Origin of the sequence: Novosphingobium lindaniclasticum LE124 (genome assembly GCF_000445125.1) — a bacterium.
GTDB lineage: Bacteria > Pseudomonadota > Alphaproteobacteria > Sphingomonadales > Sphingomonadaceae > Novosphingobium > Novosphingobium lindaniclasticum.
Map to the genome: position 1 here is coordinate 318,745 of NZ_ATHL01000076.1, position 18,911 is coordinate 337,655.

14 protein-coding genes are annotated in these 18,911 nt (G+C 65.3%); 3 read left to right on the top strand and 11 right to left on the bottom strand.

The genetic code is table 11. From position 1 onward, the window contains the following. The first annotated feature begins 331 nt into the window (after nucleotides 1-331). Both L284_RS36560 and L284_RS36565 read left to right on the top strand, forming a co-directional pair. Entirely contained in the window at nucleotides 332-2,167 is a 1,836-nt protein-coding gene (locus L284_RS36560) for a DUF885 domain-containing protein (RefSeq protein ID WP_021234300.1), read from the top strand. A gap of 85 nt (nucleotides 2,168-2,252) precedes the next feature. Continuing rightward, nucleotides 2,253-2,507, top strand: a complete 255-nt coding sequence (locus L284_RS36565; RefSeq protein WP_021234301.1) for a hypothetical protein — start codon at nucleotides 2,253-2,255, stop codon at nucleotides 2,505-2,507. Nucleotides 2,508-2,509: 2 nt separating this feature from the next. Here the strand turns inward: L284_RS36565 and L284_RS36570 are convergent, their stop codons facing one another. From L284_RS36570 to L284_RS47965, 6 genes are all read right to left on the bottom strand, one after another. Beyond that, on the bottom strand, nucleotides 2,510-3,652 hold the full coding sequence (locus tag L284_RS36570) for an NAD(P)/FAD-dependent oxidoreductase (protein WP_021234302.1): 1,143 nt from the start codon (nucleotides 3,650-3,652) through the stop codon (nucleotides 2,510-2,512). Continuing rightward, nucleotides 3,646-4,356, bottom strand: a complete 711-nt coding sequence (locus tag L284_RS36575) for a methyltransferase domain-containing protein (protein ID WP_021234303.1) — start codon at nucleotides 4,354-4,356, stop codon at nucleotides 3,646-3,648. Before L284_RS36575 ends, L284_RS36570 begins: the two co-directional genes overlap by 7 nt. Continuing rightward, nucleotides 4,353-5,474, bottom strand: coding sequence for a type III polyketide synthase (locus L284_RS36580; RefSeq protein ID WP_021234304.1), 1,122 nt, complete (start codon nucleotides 5,472-5,474; stop codon nucleotides 4,353-4,355). Before L284_RS36580 ends, L284_RS36575 begins: the two co-directional genes overlap by 4 nt. Next, nucleotides 5,471-6,709 carry a beta-ketoacyl-[acyl-carrier-protein] synthase family protein gene (locus L284_RS36585; protein ID WP_021234305.1) on the bottom strand — a complete coding sequence of 413 codons (1,239 nt, stop codon included), beginning with the start codon at nucleotides 6,707-6,709 and terminating at the stop codon, nucleotides 5,471-5,473. Before L284_RS36585 ends, L284_RS36580 begins: the two co-directional genes overlap by 4 nt. After that, nucleotides 6,706-6,942, bottom strand: a complete 237-nt coding sequence (locus tag L284_RS47960) for an acyl carrier protein (RefSeq protein WP_021234306.1) — start codon at nucleotides 6,940-6,942, stop codon at nucleotides 6,706-6,708. The genes L284_RS36585 and L284_RS47960 overlap by 4 nt, the downstream gene beginning before the upstream one ends. A 65-nt stretch (nucleotides 6,943-7,007) precedes the next feature. Beyond that, nucleotides 7,008-7,403: a hypothetical protein gene (locus L284_RS47965; protein ID WP_021234307.1), complete on the bottom strand. Its 396-nt coding sequence runs from the start codon at nucleotides 7,401-7,403 to the stop codon at nucleotides 7,008-7,010. A gap of 471 nt (nucleotides 7,404-7,874) precedes the next feature. Between L284_RS47965 and rsgA the strand changes: the two genes are divergently transcribed. Next, entirely contained in the window at nucleotides 7,875-8,996 is a 1,122-nt protein-coding gene (gene rsgA / locus L284_RS36600) for a ribosome small subunit-dependent GTPase A (protein ID WP_021234308.1), read from the top strand. A gap of 75 nt (nucleotides 8,997-9,071) precedes the next feature. On the opposite strand, the gene L284_RS0124255 is transcribed toward rsgA, so the two are convergent. The 5 genes from L284_RS0124255 to L284_RS36620 form a co-directional block, all read right to left on the bottom strand. Next, nucleotides 9,072-9,359, bottom strand: coding sequence for a hypothetical protein (locus L284_RS0124255; protein WP_235054372.1), 288 nt, complete (start codon nucleotides 9,357-9,359; stop codon nucleotides 9,072-9,074). Between the two features lie 160 nt (nucleotides 9,360-9,519). Beyond that, nucleotides 9,520-11,607 (bottom strand): TonB-dependent siderophore receptor, encoded by a 2,088-nt coding sequence (locus tag L284_RS36605; RefSeq protein ID WP_021234310.1) that lies wholly within the window; start codon nucleotides 11,605-11,607, stop codon nucleotides 9,520-9,522. A gap of 185 nt (nucleotides 11,608-11,792) precedes the next feature. Beyond that, nucleotides 11,793-13,664: an Svx/AvrXca family virulence/avirulence protein gene (locus L284_RS36610; protein WP_021234311.1), complete on the bottom strand. Its 1,872-nt coding sequence runs from the start codon at nucleotides 13,662-13,664 to the stop codon at nucleotides 11,793-11,795. A gap of 2 nt (nucleotides 13,665-13,666) precedes the next feature. Next, nucleotides 13,667-16,426 (bottom strand): DUF5695 domain-containing protein, encoded by a 2,760-nt coding sequence (locus L284_RS36615; protein WP_021234312.1) that lies wholly within the window; start codon nucleotides 16,424-16,426, stop codon nucleotides 13,667-13,669. 19 nt (nucleotides 16,427-16,445) lie between these two features. Continuing rightward, nucleotides 16,446-18,806 (bottom strand): S9 family peptidase, encoded by a 2,361-nt coding sequence (locus L284_RS36620; RefSeq protein WP_021234313.1) that lies wholly within the window; start codon nucleotides 18,804-18,806, stop codon nucleotides 16,446-16,448. Between the last annotated feature and the right edge of the window lie 105 nt (nucleotides 18,807-18,911).

Here is an 18,911-nt window from a genome sequence, read left to right on the forward strand (position 1 = left end):
GAGACCATCGATCGAGGAAGCAGATAAAGATCGCGGGAACCCTGCGGTATCACTCCAAGGTTTGGTCCATGCCATCGTTCAGGCGGCATGGATCGGAGCGTGCGGATAGGGAACAGGCGTAGGAGGATTGACATCCACGACGGACGGGTGGGTCACGGTGCCGGTCCTGTAGCCCCAGGGGGAGGTTCTGCCATCCCGATTCCAGGCGCTGGAGCACACCCTGCACGAGGTTCTCCGCCATAGCGTCGGCGCCGGATCGATTGTGAGAGGATCTTCTTGCCGTCCTCGGTCCATCGCGTAGGTTGCCGCCATAAACTATTGCGAGAGCTTCATGATCGATCGTCGCCGCTTTCTCTCCTCCGCATCGGCAGGAGCCGCCGTTGCTGCCGCCGGGCCGGCGCTCGCCCGCGTATCCAGGCCAGCCGCCTCCGACCCCGCCTTGGCTGCTTTCATGGACAAGTATTTCGAAGCCCAGGTCGACGCTTCGCCAGAGACGGCGACGCAGTTGGGCCTGGACGTCGGGGCGCGGGCGGGGCTGAAATCCCGCCTCACCATCCCCACCCGCGCGCAAGAGGAAAAGAACCGCAACCTCGTGCGCACCGCAAGGGCGCAACTTGGCGCGCTGAATCGCGCCTCGCTGGGCGCCCGGGACGCGCTCTATTACGACACCATCGCCGCGAACCTCGATGCCGTGATCAGGACTTTCGCCATCCCGTACGGCCAGGGCGGCTGGCCGCAGGTCTACCGCGTCAGTCAGGGCGGCGGCGCCTACCTGAACACCGGCGACTTCCTCGACAACCAGCATACCATCAAGACCGCCGCCGACGCCGAGGCCTATGTCTCGCGCATCAACGACTTCGCGGGTGTCCTCGACGCCGAGACCGACCGCATGCGCGAGGACTTTGGCCTGGGCGTCATTCCGCCCGACTTCATCCTCCAGAAGACCATCGGTCTTCAGGCGGGCATGCTGGCTACGCCGGCGGGCGAATCCACGCTGGTCCGATCGATCGCCCGGCGCACCGGTGAAAAGGCGATCCCCGGCGACTGGGCCGCGCGGGTCGGCAAGCTCGTCGCCGAGCGGGTCTATCCGGCCTTGCAGCGCCAGAACGACGCTCTCAAGGCCGTCCTGCCCAAGGCCGGACACGACGCCTCGGTGGCGCGGCTGCCGCAGGGCGCGCAGTACTATGCCAATAGCCTGAACTATATCACCACGACCCGCCTCTCCGCCGAAGAAATCCACCGGATCGGACTGGAGCAGGTGGCCGACCTCACCGCCCGCTCGGACGCCTTGTTGAAATCCCAAGGATTCACGCAAGGCACGGTGGGTGAGCGCATGGCGGCGCTGATCGCCAACCCGGCCAATGTCTATCCCAACACCGATGCCGCGAAAGTCGAACTCGTGGCCCATCTGAACGAGCAGATGGCGGCCATGCAGGCCCTGCTGCCCAAAGCTTTCGGCCGCCTGCCCAAAGCCGGCGTCGAGATCAAGCGCGTCCCGCCCGAGATCCAGGAAGGCGCATCGCAGGGCTACTACAATTCGCCCAGCCTCGATGGCGCTCGTCCGGGCATCTACTGGATCAACCTGACGGATACGGCCAACTGGCCCAAGTTCGGCCTTCCCACCCTCACGTATCACGAGGCTATCCCCGGCCATCATCTGCAGATCGCGCTTCAGCAGGAAAGCCCGGCCGCGCCCAAGCTGATGAACCTCCTGTTCTTTTCCAGCTATTCCGAAGGCTGGGGCCTCTATGCCGAGCAGCTGGCCGACGAACTCGGCGCCTATGACAACGACCCGCTGGGCCGCGTCGGCTTCTACCAGAGCCTGCTGTTCCGCGCGGTGCGCCTGGTGGTCGATACCGGCATCCATGCCAAGGGATGGAGCCGCGACCAGGCGATACGCTATTTCATCGACAATACGGGCCGTGCCGAAGGCGGCGCCACCTCCGAAATCGACCGCTATTGCAGCTGGCCGGGTCAGGCCTGCGCCTACAAGGTCGGCCACAACGAATGGGTCCGCCTGCGGGAGAAAGCCAAGACCACGCTCGGCAACCGGTTCGACATCCGCAGTTTCCACGATACCGCGCTAGCGGGCGGCGGCATGCCTCTGACGGTCCTCGAAAGGGTGGTGGACGACTGGATCCTGGCGCGGCGATCATCCAGCAGCTGAACGCGGGCCGGAGGCCGAGTCGACTCTGCGTGGGGCGGGAACAAGCGCTGGCCCCACGTGGTTACGCTCGCGCAAGGAGACCGAGATGGATGTAGCAAACACCCCGCTTGCACAGCGGATCGCACGCGCTTTGGCCGGGCTGGATCATAGCGCCAATGCGGACGGCGTCGAAGCGTCGGCTGCGACCGCCGTCGACGAAACATGGCGCGCCTATCTGGAGCAGGCGGACGCGGTTCTCCGCACGATCCGCGAACCCTCCGAAGCGATGGCCCGCACCGGCGATCCCGCTACCTGGGCCGCCATGGTCGAGGCGGCGATCGAGGAAAGCGAAGCTCTGTAAGCCTAGCGGTCCGAGAAGGCCGCTTCTGCGCCGGGAGGGCCCGGTCGGTCGATCCTGCGGGCACCATCGAGACGGCCGAGCCGGGTCGCGGCTGCCAGACGGCCCAGCAGCGAGGGGTGCAGCCTGAGCAAGCCGAGCGTCAGCGGCAGAACCGGCAAGCCGACGAGGCGGTGGAGCGCCATGGCCCTACGCACCTGGCCGCCGACCTCGCGGCGAAGAATGCGGGTATAGTCCAAAGGGCCGCGCCCGGATCGGTGGCAGGCGACAGCCAGGGCCGCGCTGCGCAAGGCGATCGCCATGCCGTCCCCGGTCAGCGGCGCGGTGAGCGCGGCCTGGTCGCCAAGGCGGTACAGGCTCTCGCGGTCGTCGCCCGGGCGGTGGACGTAGCCATAAGGCAGTGCCGCGATCGACGTGGGTCGGCGCAGCATCTCGGAAGCGCCGTCGAGCCTGCGCGCGACATGCGGCTCGCGCGCAATTGCCGTGAGCAGCCCGTTCCAGGAGCCGCCAAAGCCTTCGCGCCGCACCAGCGCGCAGACATTCATCACGCGCGCGGCCACCCGCTGCAACCCGACATAGCCGCCGTCCAGCAGCACGAGTTCGATGGCGGAGCCGAGTTCGGCATCCTGCTCGGCCGTGATCCGCCAATGCATCTTGAAGCCGATTTCATCGCCCCGCGCGCCGGGTTCCGGCCGCTTTGCCCCTCTCAGATCGTGCTTGCCGGTGGCGAGGAACACCGTTTCGGGGCAGAAGCGGCCGGCGCCGGTGTCTATGCCGCCCGCGTCCATCGCGACGACTTTCACCCCGCGGTGCACGTGCGCCCCGGCGCGGGCGGCGGCATCGAGCAGCGCTTGGTCGAGAACCTCGCGGCTGATCCCCAGGGCCGTGAAGGGCAGCCGGGATTCCACGCTTTTCGTTCCGCGCACCACGCGTATCCGCTCGATCGGCACGGCGCCCAGCCGCAGCGGATCGAAACCCAGGTCATGAAGATCGCGCTGCGCTTCGACGGAAAGGAACTCGCCGCAGACCTTGTGATGAGGGCCGGCCTGCCGCTCGAACAGGTCGACGCCGATCCCCGCCTGTGCAAGGCGAAGAGCGGCCGAGGCACCGGCAAGGCCGCCGCCCAGCACCGCGACCGGCGCTACCATTTCGTCCGCTCCACGCAGTACCGGAACGGAAACCGCCAATGGACGTTCGCGCGGCCGCCAAGGCCGGCGCGCGCGAGCAGACCGTCCCAGTCGTCGCGGCGAAAAGCGCGGGCGATGGACAGCGGGCCGTCGTGGCGCACGAAGGGATGCCAGCGCATGGCCGCCGACAGCAGCGTAAAGCCGTGATAGGCGATTGCATTGCGATGCAGGTCGTTCACGAACCAGCCGAGTTCCGCCTTGCGCTCCATCCATCGCAGGAAGTCCACGATCCCGGCGTCGGACATATGGTGCGTGACCAGCGAACTCACCACCAGGTCGACAGGCTCGTTCTGCGCCATCGCGAAGGCGTCGCCGGTCCTATAATCGATCGCCATGTCCGGCGCGGTCAGGCGGCGGGCGACCGGTTCGCTGCGCGGGTTGATGTCGAAGCCGATGAGCCGCACCACGCGGCCGCGGCGCCGGGCCCGACGGGCAAGCGAACGCAGCATGTCGCCCGCGCCGAAGCCGACATCGACTACGGTGAGCACACGCTGCGATGGTGTCGCGGCGAAGGCCCGGTCGAGGAAGGTCAATGTCGGCGGCCGGGCGAGCGTGACGGTGTTCACTTTGGCCAGATCCTCGATGCAGGCGGCGAATTCCTCCGGCGTCACGGCATCGCCGTCCATCCATTCGGGCTCGGGGGATCGCTGGCGCAAGTCGGTCATGAGGGTGCCATCCTGAACCGGAAGGTTTCGGCGGCAAGGCCCGGCCCGAATGCCATGGCCATTCCCTGCCCTTGCGCTCTGTTCGCCCCGCCATTCGCACTGCCACTCTTCCAGTCGTCGATCATGGCCGCGAGCACGAACATCAGCGTCGCCGACGACATGTTCCCGAAGCGGCGCAGCACCTCTCGCGAGGGGTGAAGCGCTTCAGGAGGAAGGTCGAGCGCGCGCTCCACCGCATCGAGGATCGTCCGGCCCCCGGCGTGGACGGCCCAGAGATCGTAGTGAGCCGGGGACACTCCGCGAAACAGGCCCCCTTCATCGTTGCTACTGCGTTGGGACCGCAGGGCGTTGGCGATGAAATTCGGCACTTGTCCGTCGAGGTGCATGTCGAAACCCTGGTCGCCGATCCGCCAGGTGATCGCCTCGCCGGAGCCGGGGATGGCAGCGCATCGAAAGTCCGTAAGTGCAATGCCCCGAGGCTCCGCCGTGACCAGCGCGGCCGCAGCACCGTCCCCGAACAGCAGCATCGAGAGCAGCTTCTCCAGATCCTGGGTGCGCTGGAAATGGATCGTGCAAAGCTCGAGGTTGACCACCAGCACACGGGCCTCGGGCTCGGAGCGGACGATGTGATGCGCAAGCCGCAGGGCGTTAACAGCGGCATAGCAGCCCATGAAGCCCACGACCGTTCGCTCGACGGCAGGGTCGATCCCGGCTTGCGCGACGAGCAGCTGGTCCAGTCCGGGCGCGACGAAGCCGGTGCAGGATGCCAGCACGAGATGAGTCACGCCTTCCGCAGCGATGTCGGGGCTGAGGGCGCGTACTGCCTGCAAGGCCAGAGCGGGAGCATCGCGCTCGTAGCGGATCATACGCTCGCCGGTCGTTGGCCAATCTCCCAGGCCATAGAAGCGGTCACGATCGGTGATGCGGCCGTTGGGCAGAACTTCAGGCTCGATGAAGGAGAAGCGCCGCTCGATCCCGGAGCGGGCCACCATGCGATCGAACAGCCGCGCATGGCCGGAATCCTGCAGGGAAGATCGCACGAAACCGACGAAAGCGTCATGGACCTGATGCGGCGGGACCGCCGTGCCAATGGCGTTGATGTGCGCAGTGGCGGTCATGCGCTGCGTCTGCCTACGAGCACGGCGTTGAGCCCGCCGAACGCGAAACTGTTCGAGACCAGCACCCCGTTATCGATGGGGGTGGGGGTGGGCGCGAGCGCCAGCGGCAGGTCGCACTGCGGGTCGGTGCCGAGATAGCCCAGCACCGGCGGCGCCAGGCCCCGCGCGAGCGCTTCCATGCCGATGACGAACTCCATGGCAGCGGTGGCGCCGATCAGATGACCATGGGCGGACTTCGTGGCGATGACCGTATGGCGGGGTAGCGCCGAGCCGTAGACCGCCTCGAGCGCAGCGGCCTCCACCGGATCGTTGAGCCGGGTTCCCGTGCCGTGCGTGGAGACCAGCGCCGGTTCCTCTGGCGCGATCCCCGCGTCTTCATGGGCCATGCGGATGGCGGCTTCGATCCCGTTCAGGTCCGGCGCGGTCATGTCGGCGGCGTCGCTGGTGCTGCCGTAGCCGGCCAGCTCGCCCAGCACGCGGGCGCCCCGCGCCTTGGCATGTTCCTCGCTTTCCAGGACGACCATGGCCGCGCCTTCGCCCAGCACCATGCCCCGCCGATCCCGCGAGAACGGGCGGCAGGTATCGTCGGCCATAACGCCGACCGAGTTCCAGGCGACCCAAGATCCCGGCGTCAAGCACGCTTCGCTGCCCCCCGCCAGCGCCACATCGACCCGGCCAGCGCGGATCATGTGCATCGCCTCGCCCAAGGCATGGGCGGAAGAGGCGCAGGCGCTGGAGATCGCGAAGGTCGGACCATGGCTTCCGACGAGCATCGCCAGATGGCTGGCGGGGGCCGACATCATCGAGGCGGGTATCGTCTGGGGGTGAACTTTTCCCAGCTTCCGCGCATAGAGGCGCTCGAACGCCTGATCGATCGTCGCATTGCCGCCGCTGCCGCAGCCCACGAGGATGGCCTTGCGGCGTGCAAGCGAGGCATGGCCGCGCAGTCCGGCCGCCTCCACGGCTTCCAGCGCTGCGGTCAGAGCATAAAGCGAAAGCGGGTCGAGTTGCCCCATCGCCCGCAGATCCTCTGCGGCCAGCGCTTTCCGGCAGGCATCCACGTCCACCCAGGCGGCAGGGCCGTCGATGCGCCGGGCTGGAGCCTCGGTGGCGGGCTCATCGGCGAGCCGCCGGATCGCGCCCTTACCTGCCGCCATCCTTCGCCATGTTGCCGCAAGACCCACTCCCAGGCCGCTGACGCAGCCATAGCCGGTCAGGACGACTTTCCGCCTCATGAGGGCAGGAGTTGCCGCACGAGATCGACGAAGTCGGAGATGGTGGAGGCCGGATTTAATTGATCGGGATCGATTTCGACGCCGAACTTGTCCTCTATTGCAAACAGCGTGCTGGCAACGTCGAGCGAACCGATGTCGAGCTGTTCGAAAGTGGCATCCGGGCGCAGAGCGGCCGCGTCGAGGCCGGATTCCTCTGCAATCACCGCCAATATCGCTTCATTGGAAACCGTCATGCCGCTCCTTCCCCATTTATGCACGTCCAACCTGTCGGTCGTGTCAGTGAACCGTGATCCTACCATCATGCCCAGCGCCGCATGGCCGAAATGGGTACATGCCGGCCTGTACTCGCAGCGGTGGGTATGACGTGGATCGAGGCTGTCTGGTGGCCGACAAGCTCGATCCGTCCGCCGGCGACTTGCGAAGCGTCCGCAGGCGCGATCGCGGCGGCGGCGAGAAATTCGGCCGCGTTGAAGTCGTGACCGCCGGCGCCGCTGTCCTTCAGCATCAGAACGTGAGGCTTGCCCGCCACGAAGTCGATGTTCGAAGGCGTGAAGCCAGAATTCCACAGCGTTATGGCGACTCTCTGCGCATGGGGGAAATCCGTCGCGGCCGAAGCGGCGTGAGTCTCGATAGGGCGCGTCGCGGCGCAGGCGGAGAGAAGAGTGATCGAGGCCAGGGCGAGCAATGCCTTCATGACAATCCTCCATCACGGCCGAGAGGCTCGGCAGGCCTACGTTATCACGCCGCATCAACCGCGTACATGGGATTGCGCAGTCCAGCGTTGCTCACTGCGAAGACGCGCGCCCGTCCCGGTATCCGGGTGGAGCGGATCAAGTCCCATGGCCACACGACGCCTCCCGAGCAGCCCTATGTGCAAGGCTGGGACGAACGGGTTCTGCTGCCGGCGAGGAGGCGGAACTGGAACTGCACGGTTTCGGTGGGCGGCGGCTTGGTCCCGGCGAAGGCCTGCTGATCCGGGCGGGCGCGGCGCACCGGGTGACCTATACGGCAGATCCGACCATCTGGCTCGCCATCCATCTGGGCGCAGAGGAATAGGTGCTGCCCTCAAAGCCGGGCTGAAACGCGCCGTGCGGATCGCGGATTTCACCTCGCGCCCGGGATCATCGCCGTGCAAAGGGCATAGTCAAGGCCTGCAATGGTGTGTATGCGCGATCGGGATCCGGTGCCGATCGACGACGGAGCCGCCGAACCCGCGGCGCGTGGTCGTTTCCACACCATCCTCAGGAAAGCCCTTTCGCACTTCATGGACGCCCCTCTCCCTTCGCTTACGGATCTCGGCTGGAGCCCGTTCTTCAGCAGTCAGGTGACGGAAGAGGAACTGCGCACCACCTTGCCGGTCCGGGTCATGGCAGTCTATCGCGGCCTGGTTTCGGTCATGGGAGCGACGTTCGAAGGCCTGATCTCGTCGCGGCTCCCCGAACCGGGCGGGCCGGGATCGCGTGACCCCGAAGATCGCCCAGCCGTGGGGGACTGGCTGCTCGTCGGGCGCGAGGATCACGAGGCGCTGCGCCTCCTCCAGCGCGCCAGCCTGTTCAAGCGACCTGCGCCGGGCAACGACAGGCGCGTCCAGTTGATGGCTGCGAACGTCGATACGCTGTTCATCGTCACCTCCTGCAATCAGGATTTCAACATCCCGCGCCTGGAGCGCTACCTCGTGCTGGCGCGCGAAGTGGGCGTTCGGCCGGTGCTGATCCTGACCAAGATTGATCTGGCCGAAGATCCGGGCAGCTTCCGCCAGGCCGCGCTGGAGCTGCAGCCGGACCTCGAGATCGAGATGATCAATGCCAAGGATCCCCAAAGCGCGGCGCATCTTGCCGAGCGCTGCGCGCTGGGAGAGACGGTGGCGCTCATGGGATCGTCCGGTGTCGGCAAATCGACGCTGGTAAACACCTTGCGCGGATCGGACAGAATCGTCACCCAGGCCGTCCGCGAGCAGGACGGCAAGGGCCGCCATACGACCACGGTGCGCGAAATGCACCGGCTGGAGGGCGGCGGCTGGCTGATGGATACGCCGGGCATGCGCGAGTTCAAGCTGGCCGAAGTGGCGACCGGACTGGCGGAAGTGTTCGACGATATCGCGCTTCTCGCCCAGGAATGCCGCTTTTCCAACTGCGGCCACCAGCAGGAGCCCGGCTGCGCCATCCAGGCGGCCGTGAAAACGGGCACGCTCGACACCGAACGCCTGGAACGCTGGCGCAAACTTTCCGCCGAAGACCTGAGCAATAGCGCCGGCCTGCCCGAGCGGCGGGGGCGGGAGCGCAAGTGATCCTTTGGAAGATCGACGGGCTTCAGCCCCAGAGCTGACTTCGCTCGGGATGGATGTGGACCGTTGCGAGCAGGCTCACGCGGCTCCGTTCACGACATGGATCTGCGCCGACGGCACCGGAGCAGACGCTCCTGCTTCCTCGGGCCGGCGACTGTCGGCAGAGGCGATGATGGCATCATGCTCCGCGAAGACACGCTCGATTTCGGCGCGCTTGTCGAAGATCATCCGCGCGACGCCCGCCGTCATGCCGCCTTCGTCTCCTACACGGCCCAAGACCGCAGCCAAGTCCTCCAGCGTCGCCTTCTCGGCCGTACCATGAAGCCCGCCCTTGGAATCACGATACGCGATGCATTCGTTTGCCACCACCGAGTCTCCTCATCTTCCCTTGGAAAATGCTCGGCTCGGATCGAGGTTTCAATTGCGCTATCGGGGTAGCGGTAAATAGACCTGGCGCATAAGCGCAAGCCGCCGGGATGCCCCGCCTTGCGCTGCCCCAGGGAAAGCGCAAGGCGAAGCGATCCGATCAGAAGCGGAAGCCCAGCGTACCCATCACGTTGCGGGGCGCGCCCACGAAACAGTCACCGCGTGCCAGGCAAGAGGCGTAGAACTTGTTGTTCAGCAAGTTGGTGGCGTTGATCGAGAAGCGCCAGTTTTCCCAAGTCACTTCCGCCAGCGCATCGACGGTGGTGCGCGAGGGGGTGACGATCGACCAGAGCGAGTTGGTCGAAATGCTCTTGCCGGTATAGACGACACCCGCGCCGAGACGCAATTTCGCACCGTCCGAGACGCCGAAGGTCTTGGTGGACCATGCCGAGGCGATGTGGCGCGGCATGTAATCCAGGTTCGTGTTCACTTCCGACTTCAGCTTGTTGTAGCCGTAGTTGAGCAGCAGCTCGAAATCGTCCGGCAGGGTGTAGCTGGCTTCCACCTCGACACCCTTGGTCTTCAGTTCGCCGGCCTGGGTCGTGGAGTTCTCCGAACCGTAGAGCACGCGGTTGCGCTCCTTGATGTCGAAAGCGGTGACGGTGACGAGCGTGTGCTGTTCCGGCTGCCACTTGAAGCCCAGTTCGAACTGCTTGCCCGTCTGCGGCTTGTAAGGGTCGCTCGGGATGCCGCCGGGGAGCTGGATCCTTCCGGCGATCGGCAGGAAGCTCTCGGTATAGCTGAAGAAAGGCGAGAAACCGGAGACCAGTTCGCCGATGATGCCCGCCCGGAACGTGGTGGCCTTGTCCTTGCTTCCGGCCGACGACGTCACCCGGTCGCGACGGGCACCCAGAACCACCGAAACGCGGTCGAAGAAGCGGATCTGGTCCTGCACATAGATGCCCAACTGCTTCTGGCTGTCATAGCTGTAGGGACCGGACGGTGTATACGTCAGCAGGGCGTCGTAATCGATGTCGTAGAGATCGACCAATTCGGTCACACCGGTCGTATCGGCATAGCGCTTGCCGACCTTGTTCCAGCTGTAGTCCAGGCCGACCAGCAGCTTGTGCTCGATATTGGCGCCGGTGTTGAAGGTGAACTGGACGTTGTTGTCGGTCGAGAACACGTTCATCCGCGCATCGCTGGCATCCGCCGTCAGCTTGATGGTGCGGCCATCCGTGCCGTAGACCGAATAAGGGTCCAACGGATTCGTGTAGCTGTCGGCATAATGCGTGAAATACTGGAGGTCGCTGTCGATGTAGCGGGCCTTCAGGCTCACGCGCACGTTGTCGGAGAACTTGTGGGTTATCGCGCCGCCGCCCTGGAGCGAGCGTCCGTTGTACCGGTCCCATCCTGCCTTGCCGACGAAAGTATAGCGATCGAGCCTGCCGCCCGGGTTGTTCGGGTTCGGCCGGAACGTGCCCACGATCGGCAGGAACTGCGAGGTCGAACCGGTATCGTCCTCCTGGTACAGTCCGTTCAGCACGATATCGGTGTCGGGCGTGGGTTGCCAGCGGATCGACGGCGCGAACATCACGCGGTCGTCGGGAACATGGTCCACATAGGTGTCGGCATCGCGCACGCGGGCGACGGCGCGGATCGCCAGATTGTCCGTGAGGGCGAGGTTGACGTCGCCCATCGCTTCCTTGCGGTCGTAGCTGCCGTAGACCAGGTTCGCTTCCCCGCCGGTCTGGAAGGTCGGGGTCTTGGAAACGAGGTTGATGAGACCACCGATCGAACCTTGTCCATAGAGCACGGAAGCCGGGCCGCGAACGACTTCGACTTGCTCGAAATTGTAGGGATCGGACGTGATGCTGGCGTAGAACGAGAAGATGTCGCGCATGCCGTCACGGTATTGGAGCGCTTCGATGCCGCGGATGGTGAAGCCATCGAAGCGGGTGTCGCGGCCGTAGGGGTTGGCCAGCACGCCGGCGGCGTATTTCACGGTGTCGCTGATACTGATTGCACCCTGGGACACGAACTGGTCCGCCGTGATGACGGTGACCGGCTGCGGCACCTCGATCGGCGGCGTATCGGTCTTCGTGATGGCGCGCGAACCGGTGACGAGGATATCGCCGCTCGCGGCAGCATCCTCGGCCGCTTCGTCGGCGGCGAAAGCGACGGTTGGAACGGATGCCAGGGCGGCGATTGCGGCGCCGTTAAGCGCGAGTTTGCGGATGTGATTCATTGTGCGTTCCCTTGCCAGCCTCAGGCTCTTGGGGGCGCCTTAGTCGATAATGCGAGACAGTCGCAATATCTCGAAAGGATTTCGGAGGAGCGTTGCGCTTTAGGCACACTCCTCGCTGCCGCAATGTGATGGCAAAAGCTGGGAGCACCCATTCCGGCGGCCGAAAATCGGGTTCAACCGTGCGGCTAGAAGATCCAGCGATACCCCGGCTTGGCGGTGACTTCCCGCACCGGCGCTGAAAGACCGGCGCCATGCTTCACGTCCTTGACGGTCTCCGGATCGACGAAACCATAGAACACGCCGCGGGAAGCGGACGCGCCGCGTTGCTCTACGTCGCCGATGTTGCGTGCCGTTCCCGAAAGAACGATGCCCTTGTCGTATTCGCCAAGGGCCAGCATGGAGGTCGCCGCCCGCGCCTTGTCCTTCAGCACGGTGTCGCCGCGCAGTACCGTCAACCCGGAGATCACCGCGTCGTCGCGCACTTGCGCCTTGTCCATCACGACGGCGTGGTCCTCGATCCGCGCCCTGTCCGCTACGGTGCCGGAAATCACACGCGCATAGGGACCGACATAGGCTTCTTTCGCAACCTCGGCATTCGGGCCGACCCAGCCGCCGCCATTGGGATGGCGGTGACCACCGGGAATGCCGTCGGGCGCGCCAGGCTGCCAGCGATCCGGCATGGCGCCGTCGAACTGGACCATCCACGGATAGCGGTAGATCGAATAATACGGCTGGTCCCAGCGGATCTTCTGCATCTGGGAAGGCGTAGCCATGACGACCAGATACAACCCGGTGTCACCCGACAATACCGCGATCGTGGCAGCTCCCTTTGCGCCGCGCTGGAGCGGGGTATAACGGCTCTTGCCGTCGGCGCCGACCGCGACCACGCCCCATCGCCAGTCCGATGCCGGCGGCGGCACCGTCTCCGGTTCGTCGGCCAGGCCCGGCATCGAGGCGGCAGCGCTGTTCTGCTGGACGACGCCGCGGAAGGTCACCGTCACATTGTCGCGGCCAGCATCCGCATGGAGCTTGACCACGTTGTAGCCCCAGCGCTGCGGTGCCCAGAGTTCCGGCACGGCGAAGCGGCGGCGCTTCAGGTCGATCGGGTCGAGCACCGTGGCGGAGCGGATGTTCGCATCGGTGGTCTGGTCGTAGGATCCGTAGTTGCGCCGGAACACCGCACCCTGGTCGCTGCCGTCCGGGTTCGTATAATCCCAGTTGGCATTATGCAGCGCCCAATCTCCGAACACGTCGTTGAGCCTGGCCTGGCTCCAGCCCTGGTTGGCTTGGAGCACGCTGAACGGATCGGCGGTGAGCCGCGCCGGATCCTGCTTGCCTGGTGCGGTTCGCCAGATCGCGTTGACCGCCTCGAACCCGTAGGTGTCTTTCAGGTACTCCAGGAACTGCCAGTTGCAATAGCGGCTGCGGGTAGAGCCGTAGTAGAGGTGCGGGTACTGCTTGAGCAGGACCGAACAATGCGTATTTTCGCGGAATTCCGGCAGTTGCACCGTCATCCAGTTGGCATGGCTCTCGAACAGCCAGCCGGTGTAGGGCGAGTCCATCAGGCGGCCCGTGGCGGCCTGGAGTGCATGAGTCAGTTCGTGAGCCAGTCCGAAGCGATCCTTCAGCGCGGCAGGGTCGATCCACATGCCCATGTGGCCGAGTTCGTCCGCGCCGCCGGTCAAGCCGTAGCCTACTCCGACATAGGCGTTGACCTTGAACTTGGCCGCCGAGCCGCAATGCGGCTCGGGAAACTTGAGCGTGTCCAGAAAATAGGTCCAGACATACTCCAGATACTGGGCGGCAGCCTGGGCGACCGCAGGCTCCACCGTTCCCGGCTTCCAATGGAGAGCGAAATGCGCGCTCTCCATCTGGACGGGAAGCGCGGAATTGGCCGCGTCCGAGGGATCGGTGGCGGCGACCTTCCAGTCTCCGGCGGTGCAGGCTTCCTTGCCCGGCGCCTGCGCGAGGACGGGTGCCGAGAAAGCGGGAACGGCAGCGAGCGTCGCTCCCGAAAGAAGAACTGCAAGCGCGGATCGTGGGAAGATCGCCTTCATGGTCAACGCGGGCTCAAGGTGACGGTGGTTTCGCCGCTGCCCAGCGGGATGGCGTAACCGCCGCGATCCGCCGTGCCCGCATCCGCGGCATAAGTCTTGCCGCCGGCCGTGGTGGTTTCGAACAGCAGGCGCGCGGTCGGCGCAGCGGTCGAGGCCGGATCGAGGGTGAGCACGACCTTGCCGGTCTTCGCGTCATAATCGGCGCTCTTGATGCGTCCTGCTTCCAGCGTGACCCACAGGCCGGCCGGCGCGATGAAGAGACGGCGACGGGCGCCGTCCTTCGGTTCGACGCGAACCTTGCCGCCCTTCGCCGTGAGATCTCCGCCGAAGCCCAGCCAGCCGAACTTCGCGTCGTTCACCACATAAGTCGCCGAAGTGATGGCGTGGCCGTAGAAGCCCATACCATAGTCTCCGGTGATGGCGTCCCACTTCATCATGTCCGGCCAGGCGTGGAACGCGGCGGAGCCGAAACCCTTCTGGTCGACATTGGTGATCCCGCCCATCATGCCGCCATAGGCGACGCGCAGCAGGTGCAGGTCGGTGGGGTTCTGGCGATAGGCGTCGAACAGCGGCACGGCATTGAGCGCGGAGCCGTAGTGATGGATCTGCCGCTCGATGCGCGAGACCTTGCCGCCATAGAGGAAGTCCCAGTAGCGCCGGGCATTGCCGTTGTAGCCCCAGCTCGGGATCGTCGGATCATAGCCGAGGATCACTTCGCGGGTGATGTCCGCCTGCGGCTGATAACCGAAGTAGCGCATCCAGGCGTAGACTTCCGGCTGGCCGGTCGAATCCCAGGCCATTTCGCTGCCGAACGGGAACTTTAGCGTGCGCCAGTGATCGGCGCGGCCCTTCATCAGGCCTTCCATTTCGGTGGCCTCGGTGGTCAGGCCTTCGCGCTTCAGGTCCTTCAGGACGTCCAGGAAGATATCGCCCTCCATCTGGCCGAACTGCGCGTAATAGGGCGCATCGCGCATCATCGCGACCGAGGTGCGGTAGGCCCACTCGAGGTAGAACTTCCAATCGTGCTGCTTGACCAGCCCCTGGTTGTCCCGCGCGAGGCGGTAGAGCACCCAGTGACCGATGGCGACGTGGGGGTAGTTGTAGGAGCGGCCGAGGTCGTTCGAATCCTTCTTCGACCAGGCCGTCCAGTTCTTCCAGTTGATGCCGGGATCATAGTAGTTCGGGAACTCGGTGGGCTCGTAGTAGAAGAGGCTTTTCTTCACGGCGCCCGCCTGCGGCCCGTCCTTCACCTGGAGGTGGCCGAGAACCGTCTGGTTGACCATGGTTTCCAGCTTGGCGACTTCCTCGGGGTTCGGATTGTCGAGCTGCTTCATGATCGCTGCCACCCACGATCCGGCGCCGCCCTCGTCGCTCATGCCGGCCACCCATACGCGGCCGTCCTGGGTCAGGATCTTGTTCTCCTCCCGGTCGTAGGAGAGGATCGCAGGACTGCGGTGGAAGGGATCGTTCTTGCCTTCGAACCACTGCTCGGTCGTCGTGAAGCGGCCGATGTCGGCCATGACCTGCTCCAGCGGCTTGGTGATGTAGTAGCTGACGGTCTGCTTCTGCCCGTCGGCATAGGTGACGGTCAGGCGGGCCTGGCCCCAGCCCGAGGCCTTGATCCGATAGCGCGCCCAGTCGCTTCCGCTCTTCTCGGAGGTCGCGGTGAGAGCGCCTGCGGGGAAGGATTCGATCTTCGCGACTTTGCTGGGCGTCTTCAGGAAGAGGCTGGCGGTCTGGTCGGTGGGCACGACATAGCCGGGGATGCCCACGGCGACGGGACGCTTGTTGGCGACGAGCGTGTCCTCGATAGCGCGGATGCTGGGCGCAGTCACGAAGCGCAGCCCGATCGTGCGGCTCTCACCCGGTGCGAGCGTGATGCTGGTCGGTTCGTTCCATTGCTGGCCCGCCTTGGCCCATTCCTTCTCGGCAAAGCCCTTGCTGGCCACGGTCCAGTCGTAGAAGCCTTCGGAGACCTGGCTGCGCTGGCTCCTGTCGGTGAAGATGTCGCCCTTGGGTGCGGCGCGCGCTTCCAGAACGGGACGATAGGCTTCCAGCGGCGTTCCCTTTTCAGGCAGCACCAGCAGGGCCGGGCCTTGTCCGTTCAGCCGCGTGACCTGAAGGTAACCCGCGTCCCGGCCGATATAGGGATCGACGAAGCTCGCCTGGGCATGCGCCTGGTCGAGGTCGCGGTCGAGAATGATGTTGTCGAACACCATGGGCATGCCGAGCCCGCCGATCTCGACAGCCTCGCTGCCGGTGTTGACGAGAGTGAAGCGCAGGGCCAGCACGCCCGCTTCGTTCACCCAGCGGCGCTCGACGCGCAGCGGGATACCCGCGCCCATCGAAGCGGTGATGTCGGCTGCGGCGAGCACGCCGGGAGCGGTCGTCAGCGCGGCGATCTGCTTGCGGGCATGGGCGGAGGAGAAGTCCTGCCAGTCGGTTCCCGCCGTCTTGAGGCGAATATGAATGTCGCCGATGTGGACGTAGCCGTCGCCGGCACGCTCCGCCTCTCGCCCGGCCGGAACGAAGTCGAAGGCGCCGTCGCCCTTTGGCGAGAGGTGCGACAGCGTCTGCGTGTCGGCCCGCAATGCCAGGTCGAAGGCAGGGGTCTGCATCGCGGTCTGCTGGATCGGCGGGAAGACCTTTTTCGGCTTCTGCGCTTCGCCTTCCTCGGCGTAGGCGGCCGTCGCAGGCAGCAGGGTCGGGAGAGTGCCGAGCACCAGGGCAACGAGCGGCAGGGGCTTCAGAAGGCGCTTCATGTCATGTCCTCGCGGGAGATTACGGGGCTGTCTTGGCAGCAGGAGCGGCCACCTTGACAGGGCCGAGAGCGGGCGGCGTTTCGCCGAGTAGATATTGGGTGAAGTAGTCGCGCAGCTTCTTCCAGAAGAACGGGCGGTAGACGTTGTGGGTGGCGTTGGGCATGACGATCAGGTCGACGTCCCGCCCGGCATCCATCAGCGCCTTGGCAAGGCGATAGCTTTCGGTGACCGGCACGTTGTCGTCGATGTCGCCGTGGACCAGCAGCAGGTGCCCCTTGAGCTGGCCGGCGACCGTCATGTTCGAATTGCGCTGCCAGGTCGCCTCGTCGGCATACCCCATCGAGACTTCCGGCCACCAGGCCTTGTCGAGCCTGAGGTCGTGATTACCCGAAGAGGAGACGCCCACCTTGAAGAAGTCCGGCCGGCGCAGGACGAAACGCGCGGTGTCGTAGCCGCCTGCCGAACCGCCGAACACGCCGACGCGGTTCACGTCCATATAGGGGTACTTCGCGGCCATCTGCCGGATCAGCGCGATGTGATCGTCCAGCCCCACTTCACCGAGGTTCTGGAAGGCAGGCAGGCGAAACTTCTGTCCGCGCCGCGAGGTGCCGGTGCCGTCGATCATGACGACGACGGCACCGATCTGCGCCACGCTGTTGCCGGCGACGCGGCGGGCCTCCGACCAGGTCGCGGGAACGTCGGTCGTCGTCGGTCCGGTATAGACGTTGTCGATGATCGGGTAGCGCCGTTTCGGATCGAAGTTCGCCGGACGAAAGATCATGCCGTAGATCGGCGTCTTGCCATCGGCTGCCAAGCCCTGGAACGGCTCGGGCTGGGTATAGCCGGTCGCGCGCAGGCGACTGTCGTCGGCCTGGGCCAGTTCCCTGACGATCCTGCCGGTCGCGCCGTCCCGCAGAACCGCGCGGGTGGGCGATGTCGGGCTGGACATCTGATCGACGATCCACTTGCCGTCCGGGGAGACCGAGGCATCGTGATCCAGCGGCTCGGGCGTGAGTTCGAGTGGTTCCCCGCCCTGCGCCGGCACGCGATAAAGCGCGCGCCAGTAAGGATTGCGTGACTTCTCGCGCCCGACACCCGTAACGATGAGCGAGGACTTGTCCTGCGCCACGTTATCGACGGAGAGCACTTCCCATTCGCCCGTGGTCAGCGCACGCCCCCCGTCCGGCGCATCCGGCGTGACGAGATAGAGCTGGGCCCAGCCGCTGCGCTCGGAGATCGAGAGTTCGCCGCCGAGTTCCGGCGAGGGAAAGATCATGCTGGAGGTGACGGTGACTACCGGCTTCACCGCTTCATGGGCAACGATCCTGGCCGCGCCCGTCGCCGGATCGGCAAGATAGACCGCCTGCTGCTTGTACCCGCGCTCGGTCCAGAGCATGCGGACCTTGCCGTCCTGCCAGCCCATGTCCGGCGGCGAGGGATAGAGGATGGACTCGGAAGGCACCTGCAGCGGCACGATCCGGGCCTTGCCGGTCTTCATCGCGTCCTTCACGTCGATCACCAGACGTGCCGCCTGCGGCAGCTCCTCGGCGCCGGCCAGCGGATATATGTAGCTGAAGCTGCGCGGATAGAGGCTGCCCGGCGGGTTCTGCTGGGTGATCGAGAGCTTCTTGACGTCGCGGGTATCGAGCCGCCACGTCAGGAGATAACGCCCATCGGGCGACCATTGCGCCGAAACCGGCATGACCGGTTCTTCGGTGCCTTCGCGCAGGATGTCGGCGAGTTGCGGGATCGAACGGCCATAGGGCTGCTCCCTTGTACCGTCGGTGGTAAGCGCGACCTCTTTGCCACTGGCGATATCCACGGCATGAAGGTTGTAACCCCGCGCCACGATTCTGGTCTTGCCGTCAGGCGAAAGAAGATCGACTTCCTTGTGGTCCGCCTTTTCCATCTGCACAGCCCTGCCCGCAGTATCGAGGCTCCAGAGAGCGCCGTCGAACGCGCGGAAACGGACTTCGTTCTTGCCGGGGTCGTAGTCCACTTCGGCTATGCGCGCTTCGTCCACTGTGACCACAGCCCCCTTCGCGGCAGAGAGCGCCGCGAGCAGCGTGGCCGTGGACGTGATCTCTCGCGGTTGCTCTCCGGGAAGCGCCAGGAAGAGATAGCGCTGGTCGAGCCGGTTCCCGGTTCGATAAAACAGCCCTCCTTCCACGAAACGCGGGACGATATCGGCGTTGTCGATCAGATCGCCAAGGGCGGGCCCGAGATACTTCTCGGCATCCGAATAGCGCTGTTCGATGCTCGGCACCGCAGCGACGCTTGCCGGAGCCCGCACTTGCGCCGCGATCGGCTGGGACAGACCTGCCCATGCCAGCGCGACGAGACTGATGGATTTCGCCAGAGGCAGGATCGAAGCACGCACGGCAACATTTCGCTCGGTTGTTTCGGAAAGACGACATTGTCATGCCGCTCCAGCGTTCAGGAAGCAAGAACAATATACGATATATAATCAGTTCTCTGGATCGCT